20 protein-coding genes are annotated in these 21,911 nt (G+C 44.5%); 4 read left to right on the forward strand and 16 right to left on the reverse strand.

What is annotated here, in order from left to right; all coding sequences use genetic code 11:
- Positions 1 to 9 precede the first annotated feature (9 nt).
- A complete protein-coding gene (locus HOP45_RS12265) occupies positions 10 to 1,221 on the reverse strand; it encodes an MFS transporter (RefSeq protein ID WP_181349583.1) in 1,212 nt (403 codons plus the stop codon).
- A gap of 164 nt (positions 1,222 to 1,385) precedes the next feature.
- On the opposite strand from HOP45_RS12265, the gene HOP45_RS12270 reads away from it, so the two are divergent.
- Together HOP45_RS12270 and HOP45_RS12275 are read left to right on the forward strand one after the other, a co-directional pair.
- Positions 1,386 to 1,523, forward strand: a complete 138-nt coding sequence (locus HOP45_RS12270) for a hypothetical protein (protein ID WP_181349584.1) — start codon at positions 1,386 to 1,388, stop codon at positions 1,521 to 1,523.
- A gap of 248 nt (positions 1,524 to 1,771) precedes the next feature.
- Positions 1,772 to 2,182, forward strand: coding sequence for a hypothetical protein (locus HOP45_RS12275; RefSeq protein WP_181349585.1), 411 nt, complete (start codon positions 1,772 to 1,774; stop codon positions 2,180 to 2,182).
- A 37-nt stretch (positions 2,183 to 2,219) separates the two neighbouring features.
- Here the strand turns inward: HOP45_RS12275 and HOP45_RS12280 are convergent, their stop codons facing one another.
- The 9 genes from HOP45_RS12280 to HOP45_RS20735 all read right to left on the reverse strand — a co-directional run bounded on the left by HOP45_RS12280 (position 2,220) and on the right by HOP45_RS20735 (position 11,936).
- A complete protein-coding gene (locus HOP45_RS12280) occupies positions 2,220 to 2,882 on the reverse strand; it encodes a 3'-5' exonuclease (protein WP_181349586.1) in 663 nt (220 codons plus the stop codon).
- A gap of 32 nt (positions 2,883 to 2,914) precedes the next feature.
- The gene (locus HOP45_RS12285) at positions 2,915 to 4,858 is read right to left on the reverse strand and encodes a DUF294 nucleotidyltransferase-like domain-containing protein (protein WP_181349587.1); all 1,944 of its coding nucleotides are present in this window, start codon (positions 4,856 to 4,858) and stop codon (positions 2,915 to 2,917) included.
- Positions 4,839 to 6,503, reverse strand: a complete 1,665-nt coding sequence (locus tag HOP45_RS12290) for a sodium:solute symporter family protein (protein WP_181349588.1) — start codon at positions 6,501 to 6,503, stop codon at positions 4,839 to 4,841. Before HOP45_RS12290 ends, HOP45_RS12285 begins: the two co-directional genes overlap by 20 nt.
- Positions 6,504 to 6,524: 21 nt before the next feature.
- Entirely contained in the window at positions 6,525 to 6,827 is a 303-nt protein-coding gene (locus tag HOP45_RS12295) for a DUF4212 domain-containing protein (protein ID WP_181349589.1), read from the reverse strand.
- Between the two features lie 30 nt (positions 6,828 to 6,857).
- Complete coding sequence (locus tag HOP45_RS12300; RefSeq protein WP_181349590.1) at positions 6,858 to 7,043, reverse strand: hypothetical protein; 186 nt, start codon at positions 7,041 to 7,043, stop codon at positions 6,858 to 6,860.
- Positions 7,044 to 7,290: 247 nt separating this feature from the next.
- Positions 7,291 to 8,724, reverse strand: coding sequence for a 4-hydroxyphenylacetate 3-monooxygenase, oxygenase component (gene hpaB, locus HOP45_RS12305; RefSeq protein ID WP_370458015.1), 1,434 nt, complete (start codon positions 8,722 to 8,724; stop codon positions 7,291 to 7,293).
- A gap of 118 nt (positions 8,725 to 8,842) precedes the next feature.
- On the reverse strand, positions 8,843 to 10,132 hold the full coding sequence (gene aceA, locus HOP45_RS12310; protein ID WP_181349592.1) for an isocitrate lyase: 1,290 nt from the start codon (positions 10,130 to 10,132) through the stop codon (positions 8,843 to 8,845).
- A 12-nt stretch (positions 10,133 to 10,144) separates the two neighbouring features.
- Positions 10,145 to 11,737, reverse strand: a complete 1,593-nt coding sequence (gene aceB, locus HOP45_RS12315) for a malate synthase A (RefSeq protein ID WP_370458016.1) — start codon at positions 11,735 to 11,737, stop codon at positions 10,145 to 10,147.
- Between the two features lie 73 nt (positions 11,738 to 11,810).
- Positions 11,811 to 11,936: a primosomal protein N' gene (locus HOP45_RS20735; protein WP_255437633.1), complete on the reverse strand. Its 126-nt coding sequence runs from the start codon at positions 11,934 to 11,936 to the stop codon at positions 11,811 to 11,813.
- Between the two features lie 344 nt (positions 11,937 to 12,280).
- Here HOP45_RS20735 and crcB (HOP45_RS12320) point away from each other — a divergent pair, with 344 nt between their 5' ends.
- Together crcB (HOP45_RS12320) and crcB (HOP45_RS12325) are read left to right on the forward strand one after the other, a co-directional pair.
- The gene (gene crcB, locus HOP45_RS12320; RefSeq protein WP_181349593.1) at positions 12,281 to 12,679 is read left to right on the forward strand and encodes a fluoride efflux transporter CrcB; all 399 of its coding nucleotides are present in this window, start codon (positions 12,281 to 12,283) and stop codon (positions 12,677 to 12,679) included.
- A gap of 4 nt (positions 12,680 to 12,683) precedes the next feature.
- Entirely contained in the window at positions 12,684 to 13,043 is a 360-nt protein-coding gene (crcB, locus tag HOP45_RS12325; protein WP_181349594.1) for a fluoride efflux transporter CrcB, read from the forward strand.
- A 288-nt stretch (positions 13,044 to 13,331) separates the two neighbouring features.
- Here the strand turns inward: crcB (HOP45_RS12325) and HOP45_RS12330 are convergent, their stop codons facing one another.
- The 6 genes from HOP45_RS12330 to HOP45_RS12355 all read right to left on the reverse strand — a co-directional run bounded on the left by HOP45_RS12330 (position 13,332) and on the right by HOP45_RS12355 (position 21,845).
- Positions 13,332 to 15,140: an IucA/IucC family protein gene (locus tag HOP45_RS12330; RefSeq protein WP_181349595.1), complete on the reverse strand. Its 1,809-nt coding sequence runs from the start codon at positions 15,138 to 15,140 to the stop codon at positions 13,332 to 13,334.
- 13 nt (positions 15,141 to 15,153) lie between these two features.
- Positions 15,154 to 16,494: a lysine N(6)-hydroxylase/L-ornithine N(5)-oxygenase family protein gene (locus HOP45_RS12335; RefSeq protein WP_181349596.1), complete on the reverse strand. Its 1,341-nt coding sequence runs from the start codon at positions 16,492 to 16,494 to the stop codon at positions 15,154 to 15,156.
- Positions 16,475 to 17,020, reverse strand: a complete 546-nt coding sequence (locus tag HOP45_RS12340) for a GNAT family N-acetyltransferase (protein WP_181349693.1) — start codon at positions 17,018 to 17,020, stop codon at positions 16,475 to 16,477. The genes HOP45_RS12335 and HOP45_RS12340 overlap by 20 nt, the downstream gene beginning before the upstream one ends.
- Positions 17,021 to 17,045: 25 nt before the next feature.
- A complete protein-coding gene (locus HOP45_RS12345) occupies positions 17,046 to 18,845 on the reverse strand; it encodes an IucA/IucC family protein (protein WP_181349597.1) in 1,800 nt (599 codons plus the stop codon).
- On the reverse strand, positions 18,833 to 20,383 hold the full coding sequence (locus HOP45_RS12350) for a pyridoxal phosphate-dependent decarboxylase family protein (protein ID WP_181349598.1): 1,551 nt from the start codon (positions 20,381 to 20,383) through the stop codon (positions 18,833 to 18,835). The genes HOP45_RS12345 and HOP45_RS12350 overlap by 13 nt, the downstream gene beginning before the upstream one ends.
- 472 nt (positions 20,384 to 20,855) lie before the next feature.
- Positions 20,856 to 21,845, reverse strand: a complete 990-nt coding sequence (locus HOP45_RS12355) for a nuclease-related domain-containing protein (protein ID WP_181349599.1) — start codon at positions 21,843 to 21,845, stop codon at positions 20,856 to 20,858.
- Positions 21,846 to 21,911 lie beyond the last annotated feature (66 nt).

Raw genomic sequence — 21,911 nt, forward strand, 5'->3', positions numbered from 1 at the left:
AGAAACAACTTATGAGGTGGACTTCTTCATCTTTGCTGTGTTGATTAAGAATAAGGCAAGTACCACTATAGCAGCACTTACGCCTGCTAATATAAGATAAATCATTTCGGAATTATTTTTCATTACGAGCGCGATGATGGGAGGGCCAGCTGCGACACCGACGAACCTCATGCTGCTATATAACGATGTAATCGATCCCCGTTCTTCTTTTTCTATTCCTTCTGTAATCAATGCATCCAAACAAGGAAGAGCAAGGCCGATGCCAATACTTGCAATGGTTACGAGGAGTAGAAACATCATAAGCGCCATATCATCTTTAACCCATACAAAGGCGATGGAGGCCCCGCCTGAGCCGAATAAAATCAGACGTTTCATTAATGGCTTTTTGGACCCGATTTTTTTGCCGCCAATATACGATGCAATACAGAGGAACAATAACGGCACGGCCAATAGCAACCCTTTCATATAACCTTTCATGTGAAAACGGTCTTCAAGCATAGATGAAAAATGGAATAAGAAGCCAAACAAAATGAACATTAAGAAACATCCGATAATAAAAATGGCGAACAGCCACCGGCCATTTTGATGAAAAATGTCCTTGATACAATGGAGAAATGACTTGAAGTCTTGTTTGGATTGTTGGTTCTCATTCTTCGGCACCTTTACAAAAAAGAAAACAAGGATGATGGATACTAAAGAAAGAATCGGCACTGCGATAAACGGCATAAACCAAACGACTAACGCCAATAAGCCTCCCGCAATCGGGCTGATGACTTTACCGAATGTGTTAGCCGTTTCGACGACTCCTAACCCTTCACTTACCTGTTCTTCCTCCTTAAACATGTCACCCACTGTGGGAAGCACTACAGGAAAAGCACCCGAAGCTCCTATGCCCTGCAAAAAACGACCGACTAATATTAATACATAAGGTTCCTCTATTTTCCAAGCAGCAAATGCGGCTAAAGCTCCCCCTGCCGCCACAATGATCAATCCGGGTAAAATGATTTTTTTTCGACCGAATATATCCGATAAGTAACCCGAAACAGGAATCAACAGGATTGCGATAAATGAGTAGATCGATAAGATCAGACTTGATTGGAACGCGGTAATGCCGATCTCTTTTTCAATAAGCGGTAATACAGGTATAAGCATTGAATTCCCTAACGTCATCATAATGGGAATAGATGCTAAAGCAATTAGATCCAGTCGTTTATCTTCCATCTCATGACAGCCTTTCCGATTAACAGTATGTGTACGCCACGTTAATTTCCCCATTTCGCAACTTATTTATACAGGGTCCACGTCTCCACATTATGGCGTCAGAGCCGAGTTGTTCACATATTCTACGAGAATGCAGTCAAACTAATCAAAAGGAGGTCATTTTGATGAGTCATAAAGGAAATCAGCATAAACAAAAACCAAAACCTTCTGTTAACCCCCAGGGACTGACCGAAGATGCTGCCGATCAGCAGCCAGATTCCCAACTTGAACAAAAAGCGAAGAAAACCAACACGAAACGTTAATACACGTTTTTCCAGCAATCAGCATCCAGAGGTCATTGAACACCATCCTAAAACACAAAAAATCCGAACGATTTCAGCAAAATGTTCGGATTTTTTGTGTTTTATTTCGTATTTTGGTCGTATTGTTAGTCAATTTCCGATGAACAGGAACAGTTGACGAAAAGAATCCTTATTCCTTATACTATTGGTATTGATAATGCTTTTCATTTAGTAAAACATTTGTCCATCTTGCAGAAAGGAGCATCATCATGCATCATGCTTTGGTTGTCGTGACACCTTTCGTCCATCAAGTGTATGGTACCTCCCCTTATCAAGCAGCGTCTTCTTTTTTGCAGCTGAACAAAGGGGACACGCTCACCATTACAGAACAAAAGAAATATATACACGGTTCTGGTTGGTTTTTGTTGATGGATATAAATAATGATTGCAGCCTTTATATGGCAACCCATGAAATCGACACATTTTATGCTCAAGGGTATGTGTGTACCCTGGCAGACTTGGATCTAAAAAAGAATTATTACGAATATAAGATCAACGAATCACTGGATTTACAAAACCATGACGACTTCAATCTGTATATCGAAAAACTGCAGGAGGTCACGGAACTCAAACACCGCTTTGAAGATACAGACAAACCTTCATTCAGAAAGGTTGTATAACGGGGGAGGGCTCTCCTCTCCCGCACGTCTGTAATCATTAAAAAAAGATAGAATTACGCTCTTTTGATATGATGTGCAAGAGATCGCCCCACGTCGTATATCCTCGCTCACGTATATTTTCAATCAGCCCGCAAAAAAGTGAGGCTGTCGTTAATGCGTCTCCTAATGCTGTATGCCGCTCATATCGTGCACAATTAAACATCTTCGCGTACACGTCCAAATCTTTCACTTCTTCAGATGGCCGCAAAAATTTCACAAGGCTTAACGTGTCCACAGAAGTTGGCGTACGCAGCTTGTAATCCGCTCGTTGCAATTCAGATTTCAATACTTGCAGATCGAAGCCCACGTTGTGCCCTACTAAACAATTGGTGCGATCTTTGGCAACTAATTCAGCAAACTGCTCAATGACCTCATAAGCCTTAGGAGCTTGCACAACCTTATCATTACTAATGGACGTCAGCTTAACAATTTCCTCAGGGATACCCCTTTCAGGGTCAACATAAGACTGAAAAATAGGCTCTTCCATCACGTGAAGCTTCTGCACCTGCACAGCTGCCAATTCAATGAGTCGATCCTCTCTTTTGACTGAAAATCCGGTTGCTTCAGTATCGAACACATAGAAGTTCATATCTTCCAACCGTGTCGACAACGAAATATCCGTGTTCATCGAAAAATGAAATGGTTTGGATCGCCCAAACATCCTGTTCCCTCCTGCTCACCCATTATCCGCACTCATAATGAAAATTCTCTAAGCATCCGACTTTGCATTTCCCGCATTTCTTTCAGCGCCCTAATAAGCGTATCTTTTTCTCTTCCCGATAAATGCGTAAACATTACCACTGACTCTGAGGATAGGTCGCCTTGATTGAGACGTTCCCATTTATGGCGAATGTAAATGGCCATCACTCCGGAAAGAGCATGTTTCAAATCCTCTGCTGTCCAGTCGGATAGAATGTTTTTATCATTCAGATGATCAATTTTTTCTACCGTTGTGCCTTCCACGATTTGATGTGTCAACGATAGTAACTGTAAAGCATGATGAAAGGGAAACAGGACTTCTTTTTTCAGATCAATTTGCTTTCGCTCCAGATTAAGCAATGAACGAATGGGCTGGTCTAAACGAGGTATTAACGTCTCGTTTTCATTTTGGGCTAAACGGTACATAAAGATGCGCGAACGATTCATTTCATTGATGACCATTGATTTAAATGCTTCATGTAGCGGTTCAGCCCCGTAAAGTTTACGAAACGAGAAAAAGTTTTCAGCCAGCAAGAGCGTGTCCGGTGTGGACCTGACCGCCCAGCGCCGCAGCCTTTCTTGCCAAGTGGACAAGGAGCCGCGCCATTTTTCTTCACTCGCCATCATGAAACCAGGGCAGCGTGTGAAACCAGCTTGTTCAAGGTTCTCCATGATTCTTTTTCCTAATTTTGCAAAATAGTCCTGCGCGCGTTCAGATTGTGCCTGTGAAACGTGGTCATAAACTAAAAAATGATCTTGATCGGTCAAAAGAAATTGTTCACCTCTGCCTGCACTTCCCATTTGATACCAGGCAAATGATACAGGTGGATCTCCTTCCCCGGCTTCCTTGAGCGACGCGACAGCCAGCTCTACTGCCCGGACAGACAAACGGTCATAAAGTTCTGTTAATACATCGAGAATATGAAGCGCCGGAACCTGATCGTTCAGTAAAACGGCTAACACATTATAGATTTCCGTTTTGATACTAGACAAGTCATCGATCTGAAGACGATCGATCTTTTCAATTGCAGAAAACATCGGCTGATTTTTGTTCCGCACTAAATCCGATAGGGTTATGATGCCGACCACCTGTTCACGGTCATTGGTAACCGGAAGATGTTTAATCCCATGGAGCAGCGATTCAGACATCGCTTTATAATAATAATCAACTCGATTAATGGTATGCGGATCACGCGTCATGATCTCTGCGACCGGCTGCTCTGTAGGATGGTTTTTCATGACGACTCGGCTGACCAAATCTTTTTCTGTGACAATCCCGATCAGCTTCTCATCCTCCATAATTAAAATGGAACTTGACTGATGCTCGATCATTTTTTGGGCAGCCTGCTTAATGGTTTGCGTATTTGCTATGGTGAGGGCTGGCTGAGTCATCATATCCTGGACCCGCTTAATGAACGGTTCGCTTTCCCCCCACTCATGGGCAAGCTTCACTTGTTCCGCTAACGACACATAAACATCTTTTAAACGCATAACCGTTTGATGAAGAAAATATTCGCGGATATACGCTTCCGACCACAATTGAGATAAAACGTGGTAGGGCACAAATAGCCCTACCACTCGTTCTACTGCCTTTATTTCAACCATATAAGCGTAATCATCTTCAGCTCGATTATCTAAAAAGTTGCTTAGACTGCCTAAACCGAGCAACTCGCCTGGTTGAACGACTTCCAACACTTCAGACGTTTCCCCTTCAGAAGCTGCACACACTTCTGCCATGCCTTCGGTTATGATAAAAATGCCTTCGCGACGTTTTTTAGCATGGGCGATCATGACACCTTCGCGATACATGCGCTCTTCACAATCCTTATACAACTGGTTGAACACCTGCTCATTCAATTCCGAAAATAAAGTGTGACTGCGGACATTACCGCGAATATCATAATCGTTCGGGGGCGTCTCATGAGTCTTGGGAGTCATCTAACCATACCTCTCCATCTCGATACGACATTTGTTCTGGATAACGAAGGTCGACAACTTCATCCTGTACTTGCTGAGTAGGAGCTGCCGTATTCAAGGATACAACGATATTGGTTATAATCGCTGCCGCTGCACCAAAGACGCCTGCTCCAGTGTCAATTATACCGAGAATTGTAAATCCGCCATATTTAGCTAAGAAAATGTACCCTAATGTAACGGATAGACCTACAATCAATCCGGCGATGACACCGGGCCCGTTAGAACGACGCCACCATACCCCTAGCAACAATGCCGGGAAGAATGTTCCTGACGCTAAAGCAAACGCCCATGCGACAATTTGAGTGATCGCACCTGGTGGATTCAAGGCTACAAGTCCTGCTATCACAGTAGCCAATACGATTGACCACCGTCCGACCAACAACCGTTGTTTTTCACTGGCATTCGGATTAATACTGCGATAATAGATATCGTGGGACAGCGCAGCTGATATAGCGATCATAAGACCGCCAGCTGTTGATAAAGCAGCCGCCATCGCACCTGCTGCCATCAGTCCAATAACAAAAATACCTAAATTAGCTATTTCAGGCGTGGCCATAACAACGATATCGTTACTGATAACGATTTCAGACCACTGCAAAATGCCATCGCCGTTCTGATCGGCAACAGACAGACGCCCGGTATCAACCCAGGAGGTTGTCCAGGCAGGAAGACTATCAATCGCAGAGCCGGCTACTTGTGTCATCAAAATGAAACGTGAGAAAGCCGCGTAAGCTGGGGCGGACAAATAAAGTAAACCGATAAATAATAATGCCCAGGCACCACTCCATCTTGCAGCTTTCATGGTTGAGACTGTGTAAAAACGGACAATCACATGCGGAAGACCCGCTGTTCCTGCCATTAGCGTGAACATTAACGCTAAAAACTGCCATTTCGTATTTTCAGTAAACGGCACGACATATTCTGAAATACCCAAGTCCTGATCCAGTACTTGTAATTTTCCAATGATTTCGCCGTAAGATACCCATGGCAACGGATTACCGGTAAGCTGTAGGGCCATGAAGATGACCGGAATCAAGTAGGCGATGATTAACACAAGATATTGAGCCACCTGAGTCCACGTAATCCCTTTCATACCACCCATAGCAGAGTAAAAGGCGATCAACACAACACCGATTAACGTACCGACTGCTGTATGTACTTCCAGCAAACGACCGATAACCACACCTGAACCGGATAATTGTCCGATCGAATACGTAAAACTGATGATGATGGTCGCAACAGCAGCCAGGAGCCTGGCTATGTTACTCTGGTAACGATCCCCGATAAATTCGGGTACTGTATAACGCCCATATTTCCTTAATTGAGGCGCAAGCAAGAAGGTCAGAAGTAAATATCCGCCTGTCCACCCCATGACGTAAGCCAGCCCATCATAGCCGAGCACCATAACGGTGCCAGCCATACCAATAAATGATGCTGCGCTCATCCAGTCGGCACCAATCGCCATCCCGTTGAAAACGGGAGGAACGCCCCGACCGGCTACATAGAAATCGGATGTTGCCTTGGCTCTGTTAAAAATAGCAATTCCTATGTATAAGGCAAAGGTTGCAATAATTAAAGTAAACGATACGAGAAACTGAACATCCATCCACTTTCCTCCTCAATCTGATTAATGCTCAACAGAGTTGCCTCGACTGATTGACTCGTTTTTCTTGTCATCAATTCCAAATTTCTTATCAATACGGTCACTTACGACTGCATTAACAAATAGTAAGATGATGAACGTCAGCACAGCTCCCTGTGACCCCATGTAATAATGGAGCGGAATGTTATTGACCGTAATATTTGATAAGGGTTCTGCAAAAAAGACCACGACATACGATACGAGAAAACCGATCGCTAGATAAATGAATATCATCGTGGTACGTGCTCGAAAATAGGCATCAGCAGTGCTCTTATCAATCTTCTTCATCTCGTTCACCCCCTTTCAGGCAGCATGTTGTCATCCGCGTAAATTAAATATGAATCGCACCGTCTCCCAAAACGGTAAAGGCACCATTATGATTTTCACCAGGATAAATGCGAATATCGAGACAAACGGTACCGCTAGAAAAACAGGTCTTCGTTTATTTAATGCGATAAAAACTGAGGCGATGGTAATAAGTGCAAACAGCAGTACCCACCACAAAATCTCCTTCCTCCTTTCTCAATTGAAAGCGTTATCAAACTAACGCATTACTTGTCCTTCATAAAAAATAGAGAGCATCCGAACAAGGTGTCGAATGACTTTCTACTTTAAATGACAGAATATTATCTATATTGTAATTATTATAAAACCTGACGCACTCTGTCAAGCTAAAACAGAATGTTAAGCGATCTTACATTATTTGATGCGCGCATGGCAGGTTTGTTACGCACAACTTTTTTAAATCAGATCAGCTTTTTTTATGCAAAAATTGATTGACTTCTTCGATATATCGATCTTTTGGGAATGTATTGAATATCGTTCGGGAAATTCTTACCGGGTCTCCGAAAAAGAAGCGTTCATACAAAGTCTGCCTGGATCCAAATGCACTCATGCTTAAATCCCAGGCCAGCCGGAACAATCTAACGCGATCTTTCCCTTGTTTTGTTGAGGATTGTAAATAATGATCGAGCTTATCTCCCATCGAAGCGCTGAAATCAGACTCTGCCGGGATGGAGACCATTCCACTTGCCCCCAGTATCGTAATGATTTCAGCGTAGCGTGGGTATTGCTCTTGGAAAAAATTCAACGCAACGTATAACTTTTGACGATCCGGCACCATGACGCCCGCTTTATTTTGCTCAGCAGCATGTTCAGCGTGTAAAAGCAACGCACGGATCGTTTCAAGCCCCTTGATAACTTCTGACACCTTACTTTGCACGTGCTGATATTCTTGAATACTTATAGCATCTATGATTGAAAGAACAATACCTAATAAGAACTCCAATTTAACGACCTGACGAGATACGATTTGATGCAACGTTAACGGAACAAAATTACTTTTTACGTAAAAGTCGGTAGCCATCATGATATTGTCATAAAAGAACACCCTTTCCCAAGGGACCTGCACCTGATCAAAAATGACAACCGTATCCATTTCCTCAAACCGTGAACTTAGCGGATGATCAAAACTGGACTCCCGATAGGCGAAGGATTCCCGGCACATGAAGCTCAAGCCTTTCGCATCACTTGGAATGGCAAACGAATAGGCATAGTCTTCCCCTTCGACACCCGGTGTGGAAAACACGATGATTTCATCCGTGATGCCGCCTTGCGTTGCTAATAATTTTGCCCCGTTAATGACCAGTCCTTCTGCTGTTCGATCGACCACTTTTGCTTTCGTCGTATCCTCCCCATTCAAAACCGATAAAAAGGAACGATTGACCTGCGGGTTTATGAATGTGTGAGTAAACGATAAATCCTGCTTACTAGCATACTCATAAAATTTCAACAGACGGTCAGGATAGCAATTTTTTCCCCCTTTCAACAAATCAACAGAGGAAGCAAAAGCAGCCAGAACGGTATTCATATAATCGGGACTTCTTCCCATGACGCCGCCTGATGCTTTAGCCCACCTTTGAATCATGTTTCGTCTTTGTGCCAAATCTTCTTTTGTCTTTGGTATTAAGTATGAAAGCCCCACTTTATTACCGGTCAGGTCGGAATCGAACGTCATATCTTGCTCATGTTTCGCCTGCAAGTCATATAGCGCAGCTTGACTTTGCATGACCCCTTTAAAAGCAGGATGCTCGGAAATGTTACCCGTCACTTTCTTCCCATCGTACCAAATCTGAGTCTGCAACTTATTTATACTGTTAATGTAAGAACGCCCCGTCCTCACCACGTCGACCACTCCTTAAACGCGTCGTAAATTGCCTATGAAATATCATATTTCCAAGACGCTGAAGAGTGACTGAAGCAGAAAACTGGAAGAAGCAGCCAATAGGACTGCTTCTTCTGATTTATCGTGTGACGGCTTTTCCGGAAAATTGATCAGTTTCAGTTGAACCTTTCAAAGCAGTGGTCGAGGAGCTTCCGCCCGATATGACTTGGGCCACCTCATCAAAATAACCTGTGCCTACTTCGCGCTGATGGCGCGTTGCGGTATAACCATGTTGTTCACTCGAGAATTCAGCCTGTTGTAACGCCGTATAAGCTTTCATCCCATAATCTTTATACTGACGGGCTAATTCAAACATGCCGTGATTGAGTGCATGGAAACCAGCTAATGTTACAAACTGAAATTTGTACCCCATCTTCCCTAATTGTTCCTGGAACGTCGCGATCGTCTCCTGATTCAGCTTCTTTTCCCAGTTAAATGAAGGAGAGCAATTATAAGCCAACAATTTGCCTGGATACTCGGCATGGATAGCTTGAGCAAATTTTTCTGCTTCTTCTAAATCTGGTTCAGAGGTTTCGCACCAAATAAGGTCGGCATACGGGGCATAAGCCAATCCTCGGGCGATGGCTTGATCAATGCCGGCATGCGTTTTAAAGAATCCTTCGTCCGTACGTTCTCCTGTCATAAATTGCGCATCGACGGAATCAATGTCGCTTGTAATCAAGTCTGCTGCATTCGCATCCGTACGGGCGATGATGACGGTTGGCGTCCCCATCGTATCTGCAGCAAACCGGGCGGAGATCAAGTGACGCACTGCAGTTTGTGTTGGCAAAAGCACTTTTCCACCTAGATGCCCACATTTTTTCTCAGAAGCGAGTTGATCTTCAAAATGGACGCCTGATGCCCCTGCTTCAATCATACTTTTCATTAATTCAAAGACGTTCAACTGACCGCCAAATCCTGCTTCTGCATCAGCCACAATCGGAGCAAACCAGTCGATCTCTTCGTCCCCTTCCATGAAATGGATCTGATCAGCTCTTTGAAGGGCCTGGTTGATCCGTTTCACAACTTGCGGAACGCTATTGGCCGGATATAAACTTTGATCTGGATACATGTGACCTGATAAATTGGCATCAGCCGCAACCTGCCAGCCGCTTAGATAAATTGCTTTTAAACCTGCTTTTACCTGTTGCATAGCCTGATTTCCTGTCAATGCTCCTAAAGCGTGCACATAATCTTCTTCATTTAACAATGTCCATAATTTCTCTGCCCCTGTTTTTGCCAGGGTATGCTCGATATCCAAGGATCCCCTGAGCCGAATCACATCTTCGGCATTATAGGGACGTGTTACACCTTTCCATCTGTCTTGTTCCCATGACTCACGTAAGGCTGCTACTCGACTTTCTCGCATACTTGTTCCTCCTTAGGTTAAGCGTTGATACGCTGGTAGGGTTAGAAATTCAACAAAATCATCGTTATGGACAAGATCCTCAAATAGCTGGGAAGCTTCATCAAATCGCCCTTGTTCATACATGTCAGGTCCAACGTCGCTTAATATTTGTTTTAATTCTAATTCTTTAATCAGTTCAAACAAATCAAAGGTGATGTTACGCCCATCATTCAAGACCCCCCGCGGGTGCCGAATCCATTGCCATATTTGAGCCCGAGAAATTTCGGCCGTGGCGGCGTCTTCCATCAGGTTATTAATTGGTGCTGCCCCCCTCCCTTGCAGCCAGAAGGCAAGATACCGGATGCCCACGTTAATATTGGTTCGCAGACCTTCTTCCGTAATGTCCCCTGCAGGAACTTCAAGTAATTGGTCCGCCGTAACGTGAACGTCCTCCCGTTTGTTATCAATTTGGTTAGGATAAGGCATCCATTTATCGAATACTTGCTTCGCTGTCTCAACCATCCCAGGGTGAGCGACCCATGTTCCATCGTGGCCATCTCTTACTTCGCGTTCTTTATCTGCTTGCACTTTTTGATAGGCAGATTCATTGGCTTCAGGGTCCCCCTTCACCGGTATTTGGGCTGCCATACCTCCAATCGCTGGTGCGTTACGTTTGTGACACGTTTGAATAGCCAATAGAGAATACGCCCGCATAAAGGGGACTTCCATCGTAACCAGCGACCGATCTGGCAAGATAAACGACGGATCGTGCCGGAATTTTTTAATGTAACTAAAAATGTAATCCCACCGACCGCAATTTAAACCAGCGGAATGCTCTTGCAGTTCATAAAGTATTTCATCCATTTCGAATGCTGCCAAAATTGTTTCAATCAGCACCGTCGCTTTGATAGTGCCTCTAGGAATCCCCAGTTCATCCTGAGCAAACAGGAAGATATCGTTCCACAACCTGGCCTCTTGATGGTTCTCAAGCTTAGGCAGATAAAAGTATGGCCCTGTACCTTGATTAAGCAGCTCATGGACATTGTGAAAAAAATAAAGGGCGAAATCGACAAAACCAGCCGAGACCGGTACATTATCGATCGTGATATGTTTATCATCTAAGTGCCACCCTCGTGGACGAACTTTCAAAACTGCGGGATCGTCTTGCAATTGATAGGTCTTTCCATTTAGATTCGTTAGTTCAATGTCTCGTCGAATGGCATCTCGCAAATTGATCTGACCCTGGATAGAATTTTCCCACGTTGGTGAATTGGCGTCTTCAAAGTCAGCCATGAACACATTCGCCCCAGAGTTAAGGGCATTGATTACCATTTTCCGATCAACTGGACCCGTTATTTCCACCCGCCGATCCTGCAAATCAGCCGGGAGGGGAGCGATAGTCCAATCACTTTCTCTCACAACCTGTGTTTCCTTAAGAAAATCAGGTGCCTTCCCCTGTGCAAGCTCTGTCTGGATAACGTTACGTTCTGCAAGAAGTGCCTGCCGTCTGTCTTCGAAACGATGGTGCATTTTAAATAACAAATCCATAGCCCCATCAGTTAAAATCTCATGAAACGCGTCAGGCATATATCCGCTAATGTTCAACTCTCCATGTTTTAACTGCACTGTATTCACCTCTTTGTTATAAGTCAGATTATATAACACACTATGTATTATATAACAGAATAACTAAAAAAAATTATTCTTCTCGGCGAGCTAAACAATGTTCGCATTCCAAAATAGTTGTAACACGATGCTCCTGCACAGGTGTGCCACATTCCGGGCACGTATGAGGCCGAGCCTGTCGCTTATGTTCTTGGGCCATGGGACCACCTCCTTTTATATAACAGGGAAAAATATTTGTTATCTGTTATGAAACAGTTTAGTGTTTTTAAATTGGAAATGCAACCATTTTTTTATAATTTTTTCAATAATTCTAAATATTCCGCTCAAACCCATATTTCACATTACTGCTCTGAGGGGTTGTTACCGAATAAACGAAGGCTGTGTTTAGCACTTTAATGTGAGTAGTCAGGATTTTGTTTTCCGAGATGATTGTGGTAGATTACCGATAGATGTGATTCTTATAAACATGCACAATTTCACTCAGGCATCCTTGCTCACATCACAGCCAATTGGTGGGTGCTTCAGTTTCGGGAGGTTAGACAGATGATTTACATAGCTGTAGGGATTGGCGGGGTGATAGGCAGTTTATTACGGTACTACATAAGTGTATATACCGGATATGGATGGGGGTCCACTTTTCCCTTTGACACCTTCCTGGCTAATTTAATCGGATGCTTTCTTTTAGGGTGGGTAACGACATACTTAGCAAAAATGAACTGGCTCCCAAGTCCTGTATCACTTGGAATCGGTACAGGCCTGATCGGTTCGTTTACCACATTCTCCACATTCAGTTTTGAAACGGTTGCTTTAATAAAGTCTTCTGAATGGTTAATAGCGATCAGCTATGTTCTAGGCAGTTTATGGGGGGGATTATTACTAGCCTACCTAGGCTACCGGGTAGGAAGAGGAATGCTTCAAAACTCTATAAGAAAGGGGTCATAAAACCATGTTCTTAAATAGTGTGCTTGTGGCCGTCGGGGGATTTTGTGGAGCCGTATCCCGTTTCTTCATAAGCAAATGGATAAAGGAAAGAATACCTTTTTCATTCCCATTCGCTACGATGACCGTTAATCTGCTCGGCTCTTTTTTGCTTGGATGGGTCATGGGAGCAAGGTTAGATGAACAGACGACGCTCCTTGCAGCAACAGGATTTCTTGGCGCTTTTACCACGTTCTCTACCTTCAAACTGGAAAATATCCATTTGCTGACCGCTTCGGAAAGGAAAACCTCGTTACTCTATATGGGGGTCAGTTATACAGGCGGGATTCTACTCGCTTTTGCCGGGCTCTTACTGGCAGGTGGATAAGAAGTTAGGACATCAGTAATCAGAAAGATTGAAAACCGAACATTGGAAATGCATATGAAATCAACGCTGCTCATGATCGTAGTCAAAACACGTTGACGCTAACGGGAACAGCGCGAGCCGAAGACCCCGCAGGAATGCGGTTTTTGCTTTCTTTCAGGAAGCTGGGGCCGTGTCGAAAATGGCGTGTTTAGACCGAGCGGTTATGAACACCTTCCTTGAAACACAAAAGTTCCGAACAATTTCGTGGAGATTGTTCGGAACTTTTGTGTTTTATTCAGTTTAAAAGCCTTACTCAGTTTCTTTGAATAGGGCTAACACGTTATTCACGCTGCCATATTCGGAAGCATGAGGACGGTCGTCTCCGGATTCATAGCCGTAGTCTACCATGCGATTGCGATTTAAACAGAGTTTCGTAAACGTCGGTTTGAAGAAATCAAACACTTGGAAGCGTTCCGCTAAGTGGGGAAATCGTGTTTGGTAACGTTTGATCGCATCAGCCAGTAGCTCCCAGAAGGTCAGTTCATCGACCATGTACTGATTGTCCAGAATGGCAGCAAGATAACGCAGGTGGCAGATGAACAAACCTGTGAAAATGAATTGGGTCAACCCCTCTGGCGCTTCACTCCTTAAGACGGCTTTAATATCTTCAGCCAAGTTGTCCAATTCTGGAAAGGGCTGATCACTGATATTGACATCATCTACGAAATCTTTAACCGCTAACCGCTTCGGTTTATGCTGCTCCAGCACGATGATGGTGTTTTGGCCGTGAGGAGAGAAAACAGTCCCGTATTGGTACAAGTAATGCAGCAGCGGGTCCATGACAATTTGGAAAAAGCTGCGCAGCCATTCCTCTGCCGACACATCTGATTGTTCAATCATGCTTTGGATAAACGGCTTACCTTCGTGATCGCGATATAACAGAGCTGCCAACGTCACAGCTTGTTCCCCTTCTTCCAAGTAGGCATAGATGCTTTCCCGCCATATACAGCCAAGGAGTTCCAGGTAGTGATACGGCGCGTGCTCGAGCTGGTTAAAATAGCGTTGATCAACGTTGATACTGGCAATTTCACCGGGCAAGATGAGCTGACATTCCTGTTTTAAGAAGGCGTCAGCTTCAGCAATACCCTTGATAAAGTCTGTAATACGAGGGGCAATCACGGTTCTTTCGGCAGGCAAGCCGCGATAAACCAGGGTATTTAAAATACTCATGGGAACCTTGACGTGATGTTTATAAGGATTCGATGTATTGACAAACGTTCGAATCGATTGTTGGGGCAAATAGGTATCCTTCCCGTCTCCGATAAGGATAATGTCTTTGTTAGCAATCTCTTCTGGAAATTGCTGAATAATGACATTGTTCCATTGCCATTCATGCACAGGCATGATGTAATACGCTGCCGGGTTCTGATCGTAACGAATCAGCGTTTCCTTAAACTGATCCCGCTCCTCTTCATCCGTTTCATGAACGAGCAGCTCATCATAATCCAGATTAGCCACAGCCTGAAAGGAGGCGATTGAATGATGAACGGCCACCCAGATCAGCTTGACGTCATTTTGCCTTTCAGGCGCGTAGGCTAGATAGTCATCATAATCAAAGCCGATCCTACCTTTGTTATACGTAATCCACGGATGCCCGGTCATATGGGTTTCCAGTTTGGCATAGTCTTCATGAATTAACGCATCCGCAGGCTTCACGTTCTCCCTCTCTAAATGGGCATCGGCTATCATCGTATGTTGAAGCTCTTTAATCAAATGGCTGGCTGTTTCTGCCGACATCCCGATCAAAGGCTTGATGTCCAATAAAAACGTAAGCGCACTCTTTGCTTTGCTTCGTCCGCTTTCGTCGACGATGTCAACAGAATCCTTGATTACCTCATAACTATCAAACCATCGTTTTTTAACGGTAAAATAATAGGATTTAGCGGCTGAAACATCAAGCTTACACTCCATTATCCTATCAGCTTCCGCCATAATGTGCGGCTCTATCATATCTTCATACATGTATTCCGCTATCATTTTTTCCAGTAATCGCTGATTGACGTTGTGCCAGGTTGCCTCTGTTAATACGTGAGTCAACTGGTTCTCACTTGTTGCCATAATATCCCTCCACTTAAATATGTGTACTGCTCATGGTCGGCTGTTCTATGCCAAACGTTTGAAAAACAGCATCTGATTGGACCGGATAAGCCTCTCTCCCTACCAATTGGTTAATGATGACGGCATTCCGATGAGCTCCGAGCCCTAAATCCGGTGCGCCGACCCCGTGGGTGTGAAGTTCGGCATTTTGGACGAAAATCTCGTTGGATAAACGCTCACGCATGACCAGACGATAATCTTCCGTTATTTGAAACCGCCCCCTCTCATCCCGCTCTATAAGATGATCGACAGGAGATAACCAGTGCGGCATCGTTTGCGCATAGCCTGTGCCGAGGATAATGACATCGGCGTCTAATTTAAATGAGTCCCCCTTGATGTGGTGATGCGCTTGAAGCTCCCATTGATTCATTCGCTTCGTGATGTTTTCAACTTCTGTCATCGCCTGCAAATGGATATCAGGTTTTGTATTGCCGATAGAGCGTTCATACAACAGATCATAAATAGCAGCAATCGTATCTGCGCTGATGCCTTTATATAGCAAATGCTGCTGTTCTAACAATCTATCTTTCTTGAATTGGGGAAGCTGGTAAAAAAACGCCGTATAATCAGGTGAAAAATGCTCAAGGCCGAGTTTGGAATACTCCATCGGGAAAAAGCCCATAGACCTTGTAAACCAGTGGAGCGAAAACCCCTTCTTGACTTGCTCGTGCGCTAATTCCAGAAACACTTCAGCCGAACTCTGGCCTGATCCAATTACAGCAATGGAGTCTGCGTTTTCACAGCTTTCTTTTTTGTAAAGATACTCGGACGTATGGAAGACCGTATCCCCCAATGCATGCTGGAGATGACCTGGCACGGCTGGCGTTGTTCCCACTCCCATGAGTAAATGCCGAGCGTAAAACCGCTTATTTATGTTTTCGTTTCGTACCGTAATTTCATATACTGGATCACAATCGCTCAATTTTATTCGTCTCACTTCCTGCACACGCATGCCGAATTGACAGGACGTGATATGTGAGGCAGCCCAACGGCAATAATGGTTGTACTCCTGTCTTGGAATGTGGAACTTTTCCAGAAAATAAAAGTGATACATGCGTCCGTGCTCCTGCAAATAGTTCAGGAAACTGAACCGATTCGTGACATCTGCCATGCTCACTAGATCTGCTAAAAAGGGCACTTGCAGCGTCGTCCCATCAAGTAACATGCCGGGATGCCAGTCAAATTCCGTTTTTTCTTCAATAAAGACTGCTTTAATATCGGGAACATTCTCCATTAAGGCTGCTGCACCTAAATTGAACGGCCCAAGGCCTACACCGGCCACATCATAGAGAACGTCACAATGTTGCGCTGACATAAGAACACCTCGCTTCAAACTGTTCGCGTTCACACCACATCAATAACCCGGTTTTATCCGGCAGCTCAATTGATTTAACAGGCGTGAACCCACATTTTTCAAACACATGAATCATCTTTTCATTACGAATATCCGGTTCCGCTATAACACGATTGGTATCAGGATGCGTGAACTGAAACGCGACCATCGCACGCAGTAATGGGAGGGCGAGCCCTTTCCCTAAGTAGCGCTGATCACCAATCAATAGATGCACGCCTTGATCAGATGGTTCAGGGTTAAACGTAGACCCTACCACATCCTGTTTTGCCCAGTAAGACTCCCAATAGCTCATCGGCACACCATCCAGCTCACCGATATACAACGATTGATGACGATCCGCCAAAGCACGTTCGACATGGTTTTGGAACCGATCGAACGGCAGATTCAACTGCCAGAATGGAATGACATGGTCGTGATGCATCCATCTATGAAGCAACCCGATATCACGGTTCACCTCAAACGGGCGGAACGATATCGTTTGGTTGATTGAATCGTCAAAACACGTAAAACGGTTAGCCATTGGTTATCCCTGCTTTTTCTGCGATAGGATTAGAAACGAGCGTATAGACAGATTGATCTTCCAAAGACCCTACTAATTCGTCCATATCATAAAAACGTGTTAATAGATTCGCTTTACAGGGCAGTTTCTCATCGTTTAATAGACTCGCTAACAGATCCGCAACCCCTTTCGAGCGACTATGGTGCTGCCGAAGCTTTTCTCTGAATACATCCAATAACCGCTGTTCAGAAATCAGCCCGTTAACGCCAAAACTATTAATCAATCCGAATATATGATTAAAGATGAAATAGTAACGAAAGCGCTCTTCGGCAATAGCGGCAGAACATATCGTATCGCTGTGGCGGTTCAAATCCGGCAACAGCTCCCGAAGTTTATCTGCGTGTGTTTCGCTGAAGTAATACCCCTGATTGTCACGATAATAAAACGTATGCGGGAAGCCATCTTTCAGCTTGATCACCGAATTTTGCTGATGTGCTTCCAGGGCGATGCCGTACGTTTCAAATAACCAAAGCAGCGGATCCAATGTGATATCCAAATAGGCTTTGAACCAATCCAGGCTGACGTGTTCATGGGTTTGTCCTTTTTTGTGCGCAAGGTCTGAAATTACCTTGTGGAGACTGCTGTGACGGCCGTCAGGACCATCTTGGCATAACCCCGCAACCATATACGTTTGAGTCGAATTTCCTTTAAATGGATTTTCACGCACGACGACATCAAGCTTCACATCCTCTCGATCAAACGGCACATTCATATAAGCCGGGTCTTTGATCACCTGAAAGTGTGGATAATGATAAGCCAGTTCACGGCCTAATCGTGTGTCTAACAATCGAGCTACTTCAACACCCCGCTCCAATTCATGCGGCTGATTATAACGTAACGAATTGGTGATTTTGACTGGCACGGAAAACTTGAACATATAATCCGAACCTTGGCGATACACCGTACGGAACGAGGATGTCGCCGTATATAATGGACCGATCGGACCCAAGTAGACCAGCGTTCTTTCATCCTGTTTAGCCTTTACCTCGTGTTGTTCAATCAAATGTTTAGCCTGCAGGGGATGGGTCGGAACCAGTTCCCACTCCTCCTGTATCTCCAAATCAGCCAAAAACGATTCCTCAAGCGAAGGGTCTGCCCTCAATTCCTGCATGATGATGTGTTTGATCGAAACAGGGAGCATAGATTTTTGCTGCAGTTCGGACTTTTTAACATGAAAGTAATGCAGTTGAAACGCCCCTTTCATTTCCGGTCCGTAGCGGTCATCATCGGCGCCTGTCATGCCCTGCTTACTTTTCGGCGTTGGATGAAGCAGATGGCCAAACAGAAGAGATTGTTCTGCTTCGATATAGGATAAATTCTCATCATGTTCGGAACTAGTTTGGTGAGCTTCAAGGTATTTTTTGATATTTTGGCAGCTTAAGATCACCCGAAGCACCAACTCATCCTCAGCTCCCTCACGCCCTTGTTCCAGCTGAAGCTCATTTACAAGCAATGATGTCAGCGTAATATAATCAATAGGCTGGGGCGCTTCATCTCCCTTCTTTACATAGAGCGGGAAATTAAACAGATGCCGACCGGTTTGAGACCAATATTTTACCGGAACAATCAAATACACATTCTGATGAGATAAAGGGCATTCTATGACTTTTTCTAAGCAATCTGTAAGCTGGGAAAAAATCGTTTCAATCCCTTGCGCCTGATTTGCATCTGTATAATTTTCCGATTCTCTAAGATAACAATTAAGGAAATTCTGCATCGTCGCTCGTTCAGCTGTCTGCTTTACGTTTGACATGGGTGTTCCCTCCATTTCTGATACGCTTCGTCTCCGTATCGTGTAATCATGTGTAAAATTTCTTCTATATCACGCCGGCTCGCAGCAGGATTCAGCAACGTCAGCTTCAAAAAGTTAGCACCGTCTACCGTTGTCTTAGCTATGACCGCTTCGCCACCATGAAACAATCGCTTTTGAATCGATCGATTGATCTGATTGTGTTCAGAAGCATTAAGCATCGGTTGTGTATAGCGAAGAATAACTGTGCTTAACGCTGGTTCACGCGTGAGCACCGTTAATGAACGGAATCGATCCGCGTACTCGGCGGCATATCCAGCCAGCTGCAAGGTATGATCGATCATGTGACCGAATCGCTTCGTCCCTATTGTCCGCAGCGAAAGAAACAGCTTCAGAGCGTCAAACCGCCGGGATGTCTGTATGGATTTATTAACGAGATGCACCGCCCCATCTTCTTCGTCATCTTCTGGATTCAAATAGGCGGCATGATGTTGTATATAACGGAAAGAAGCACGATCTTTCACTAAAAATGCTCCGCAGCTGATCGGTTGGAAAAACATTTTATGAAAGTCGACCGCAAGGGAATCAGCTTGTTCGATTCCAGCCAATTTATGCGACCAGTGATGACTTAACATCAATGCCCCACCATAAGCTGCGTCCACATGAAACCATAAGCCATTCGTTTTGGCCGTCTCTGCCAGTTCCGGGAGTGGATCAATACTGCCGAAATCCGTCGTCCCGCACGTACCAACCAAAGCAAACGGAAGGAGCTGTTTATCTGCCAACTCCTTGATGGTTACGTTCAACCCCTCCAGTGATAACCGGTGATGTTCATCAGTCGGGATGGAAACAACCGCGTCCTCCCCAAGTCCGAGTTGGGCAGCTGCCTGCTTCACAGTGAAATGCGATTCTTCGGAACAGAGAATGCGCATGCGGCTGGCCCCCTCTGGCAGGCCTTCTTTCTGAACATCCCGTCCCCAATATGTGTGACAGAATGCGTCCCGGGCAAGCAGCAGCCCCATATAATTGGATTGCGTGCCGCCGCTCGTAAATGAACCATCGCCTTGGTTGGAAAAACCGAACTTAGCGGTTAACCAATTGATCATCTCCATCTCTAAAAAAGTAGCAGCCGGGCTCTGGTCCCATGAATCCATCGATTGATTAAACGCACTGAGTATCATTTCACCAGCAAGCGCCGGCAATAAAGGCGGACAATGCAAATGAGCTGCAGCCCTTTCGTGCGATATGTTCACGTTCTGAGTTAGAACAGACCCTTCAATGGCATCTAGCACCTTTTCAAGCGACTCTCCTTCATACGAAAATATCGCGAGCTGCTTGATTTGAGCCTGGAGTGCCTCAGTTTTTTGACCTTCATAAGGTGCGCTTTGTTCTGAAAACACTTTTGCCAGCTTATGAACGACAGCGGTTGCCATGTGTTCATACGCTGCAACACCTGACGGGTGACGATGAAGAAAAAAATCCTCAAAATAATTCTCCTGATCTCCTGCTAAATTTTCCTTTATATCGTATCCGACTGCCATCGGCATCTCCCTCTTTTCAATTGAAAATTATCTTAGCACGCCTTTTGCATTTAGGTGAAAATGATTCTCATTTTCATTACGCGTTACATGATACAGTTTAATTGAGAATGATTATCATAGTCAATGAATCTTGAGAACTATCCTTCGTGCGCTTGAATGTCCTGATTTGTAGGTCATAAACTAGAGGGAACCGCCAATTATTAGGAAACTCAGATAGAATAAGAGAGCTGTCCAAGACGGCAGCTCTCTTTTCGTGCGTATTTTTGAGTTTCAGATTTTATAAGCAACTTTTTAATATTTATAAGCAACTTTCTGGATTTGTTTACGACTCAGCTGGATTTGCAGGCAACAACGATAGTAGCCGGGCGTGAGCGATGCCGTGTTGACGAGTCTAGTCTGTTTCTATACGCCTTTAGTTGATTTGTAGACGAGATGCGGCATCTTCTTTGCAACATTTTCGATTTCTTGGCAACTATTCGAGATTTGCAGGCAACTCGGTCTCAGGGAAATGTAGATGGTACGTTCTGTCCTTCTTTCCGCCTGAATGTGAGGTGTTCAACCCTCTTAGCAGCCGAGAAGATAAAGAAGGACTGGAAATGAGCAAAAATTCACGTGCTTCCTTATTCGAAATTGTTGCTCCAATTAATAGCCTGTAATCCAACAGCGCTGCCACATGGCCATTTTTTGAAATCTGGCCACACTGGGGGCACGCCCATTTCCCATATAGGCGATGGCAAGATTGTGGCAGACAATGCGGGCACAACACGCCTTTTATCAAGTGACGTTCGTCGATGTGATAAGTTTCTAATATACTGCGATCAAGCGGTAAGTGCTGTGCTTTCAGGGTTGAAATGAGCTGTTCGAGTTGAGGATCACTTATTTTAGGGAAGGCGTACTGATTGTGGAACTCGGAAATTTTAATCGGGAGGTAATCGCGGTGGACGACGTGCTCACGAAGATGGTCTGAGGAACTGCGGATGATGGTGGAAGGATGACTGATGACAACAAGCGAGAGCACAGGGATATCTAAATCCCAATTGTTGATACGCAACCACTTTTTCAATTGCATCTCTTGTCTGCGGATTTGAATGATGGGATCCGGAAACGCTTCTTCTTTTCCATCTTTGGATCGAATGAGTTGATGAAAAACCTGATCAAAATACAGTTCGCCGGATATGTTTTTCACTTCAAGAATGAGGAGAAATGCTGGCGTTACGAGGAGACTATCAATCTGGACGTAGTGCTGGCGATCAAACAGGCGAAGGTCATGGAAAATGTAGACCTTTTCGTGCTCGAGAAAACTTAACGGATAATCGAGAGCGGTCTCCCCGGCATAACCTGCACGCGTTTTAGCAATGCTTTCCTGAATGAGGGGCTGCTGAGGATGGTCAATCGATATCCGGCGTTGCAGAGCTTCCAATTTCATGAGTTTAAGCGGTTTTTGTCGTGGCTTAACAATCAAGGCGTCACATTCCTTTCTAATTTAAAATCAACTGTTGGACGATTCCAAGCGACTTTTCTACATTTG

Origin of the sequence: Thalassobacillus sp. CUG 92003 (assembly GCF_013618635.1) — a bacterium.
Lineage (GTDB): Bacteria > Bacillota > Bacilli > Bacillales > Halobacillaceae > CUG-92003.

Excerpts from the sequence above, each read along its gene's own strand:
- HOP45_RS12295 (WP_181349589.1), bottom strand. The coding sequence starts at position 6,827 with ATGAAGAAGATTGATAAGAGCACTGCTGATGCCTATTTTCGAGCACGT.
- HOP45_RS12345 (WP_181349597.1), bottom strand. The coding sequence starts at position 18,845 with ATGTCAAACGTAAAGCAGACAGCTGAACGAGCGACGATGCAGAATTTC.
- aceA (WP_181349592.1), bottom strand. The coding sequence starts at position 10,132 with ATGCGAGAAAGTCGAGTAGCAGCCTTACGTGAGTCATGGGAACAAGAC.
- HOP45_RS20735 (WP_255437633.1), bottom strand. The coding sequence starts at position 11,936 with ATGGCCCAAGAACATAAGCGACAGGCTCGGCCTCATACGTGCCCGGAA.
- HOP45_RS12290 (WP_181349588.1), bottom strand. The coding sequence starts at position 6,503 with ATGGATGTTCAGTTTCTCGTATCGTTTACTTTAATTATTGCAACCTTT.
- HOP45_RS12280 (WP_181349586.1), bottom strand. The coding sequence starts at position 2,882 with ATGTTTGGGCGATCCAAACCATTTCATTTTTCGATGAACACGGATATT.
- HOP45_RS12275 (WP_181349585.1), top strand. The coding sequence starts at position 1,772 with ATGCATCATGCTTTGGTTGTCGTGACACCTTTCGTCCATCAAGTGTAT.
- HOP45_RS12350 (WP_181349598.1), bottom strand. The coding sequence starts at position 20,383 with ATGGCAGTCGGATACGATATAAAGGAAAATTTAGCAGGAGATCAGGAG.
- HOP45_RS12335 (WP_181349596.1), bottom strand. The coding sequence starts at position 16,494 with ATGTCAGCGCAACATTGTGACGTTCTCTATGATGTGGCCGGTGTAGGC.
- HOP45_RS12330 (WP_181349595.1), bottom strand. The coding sequence starts at position 15,140 with ATGGCAACAAGTGAGAACCAGTTGACTCACGTATTAACAGAGGCAACC.
- HOP45_RS12265 (WP_181349583.1), bottom strand. The coding sequence starts at position 1,221 with ATGGAAGATAAACGACTGGATCTAATTGCTTTAGCATCTATTCCCATT.
- HOP45_RS12285 (WP_181349587.1), bottom strand. The coding sequence starts at position 4,858 with ATGACTCCCAAGACTCATGAGACGCCCCCGAACGATTATGATATTCGC.
- crcB (WP_181349594.1), top strand. The coding sequence starts at position 12,684 with ATGTTCTTAAATAGTGTGCTTGTGGCCGTCGGGGGATTTTGTGGAGCC.
- crcB (WP_181349593.1), top strand. The coding sequence starts at position 12,281 with ATGATTTACATAGCTGTAGGGATTGGCGGGGTGATAGGCAGTTTATTA.
- HOP45_RS12270 (WP_181349584.1), top strand. The coding sequence starts at position 1,386 with ATGAGTCATAAAGGAAATCAGCATAAACAAAAACCAAAACCTTCTGTT.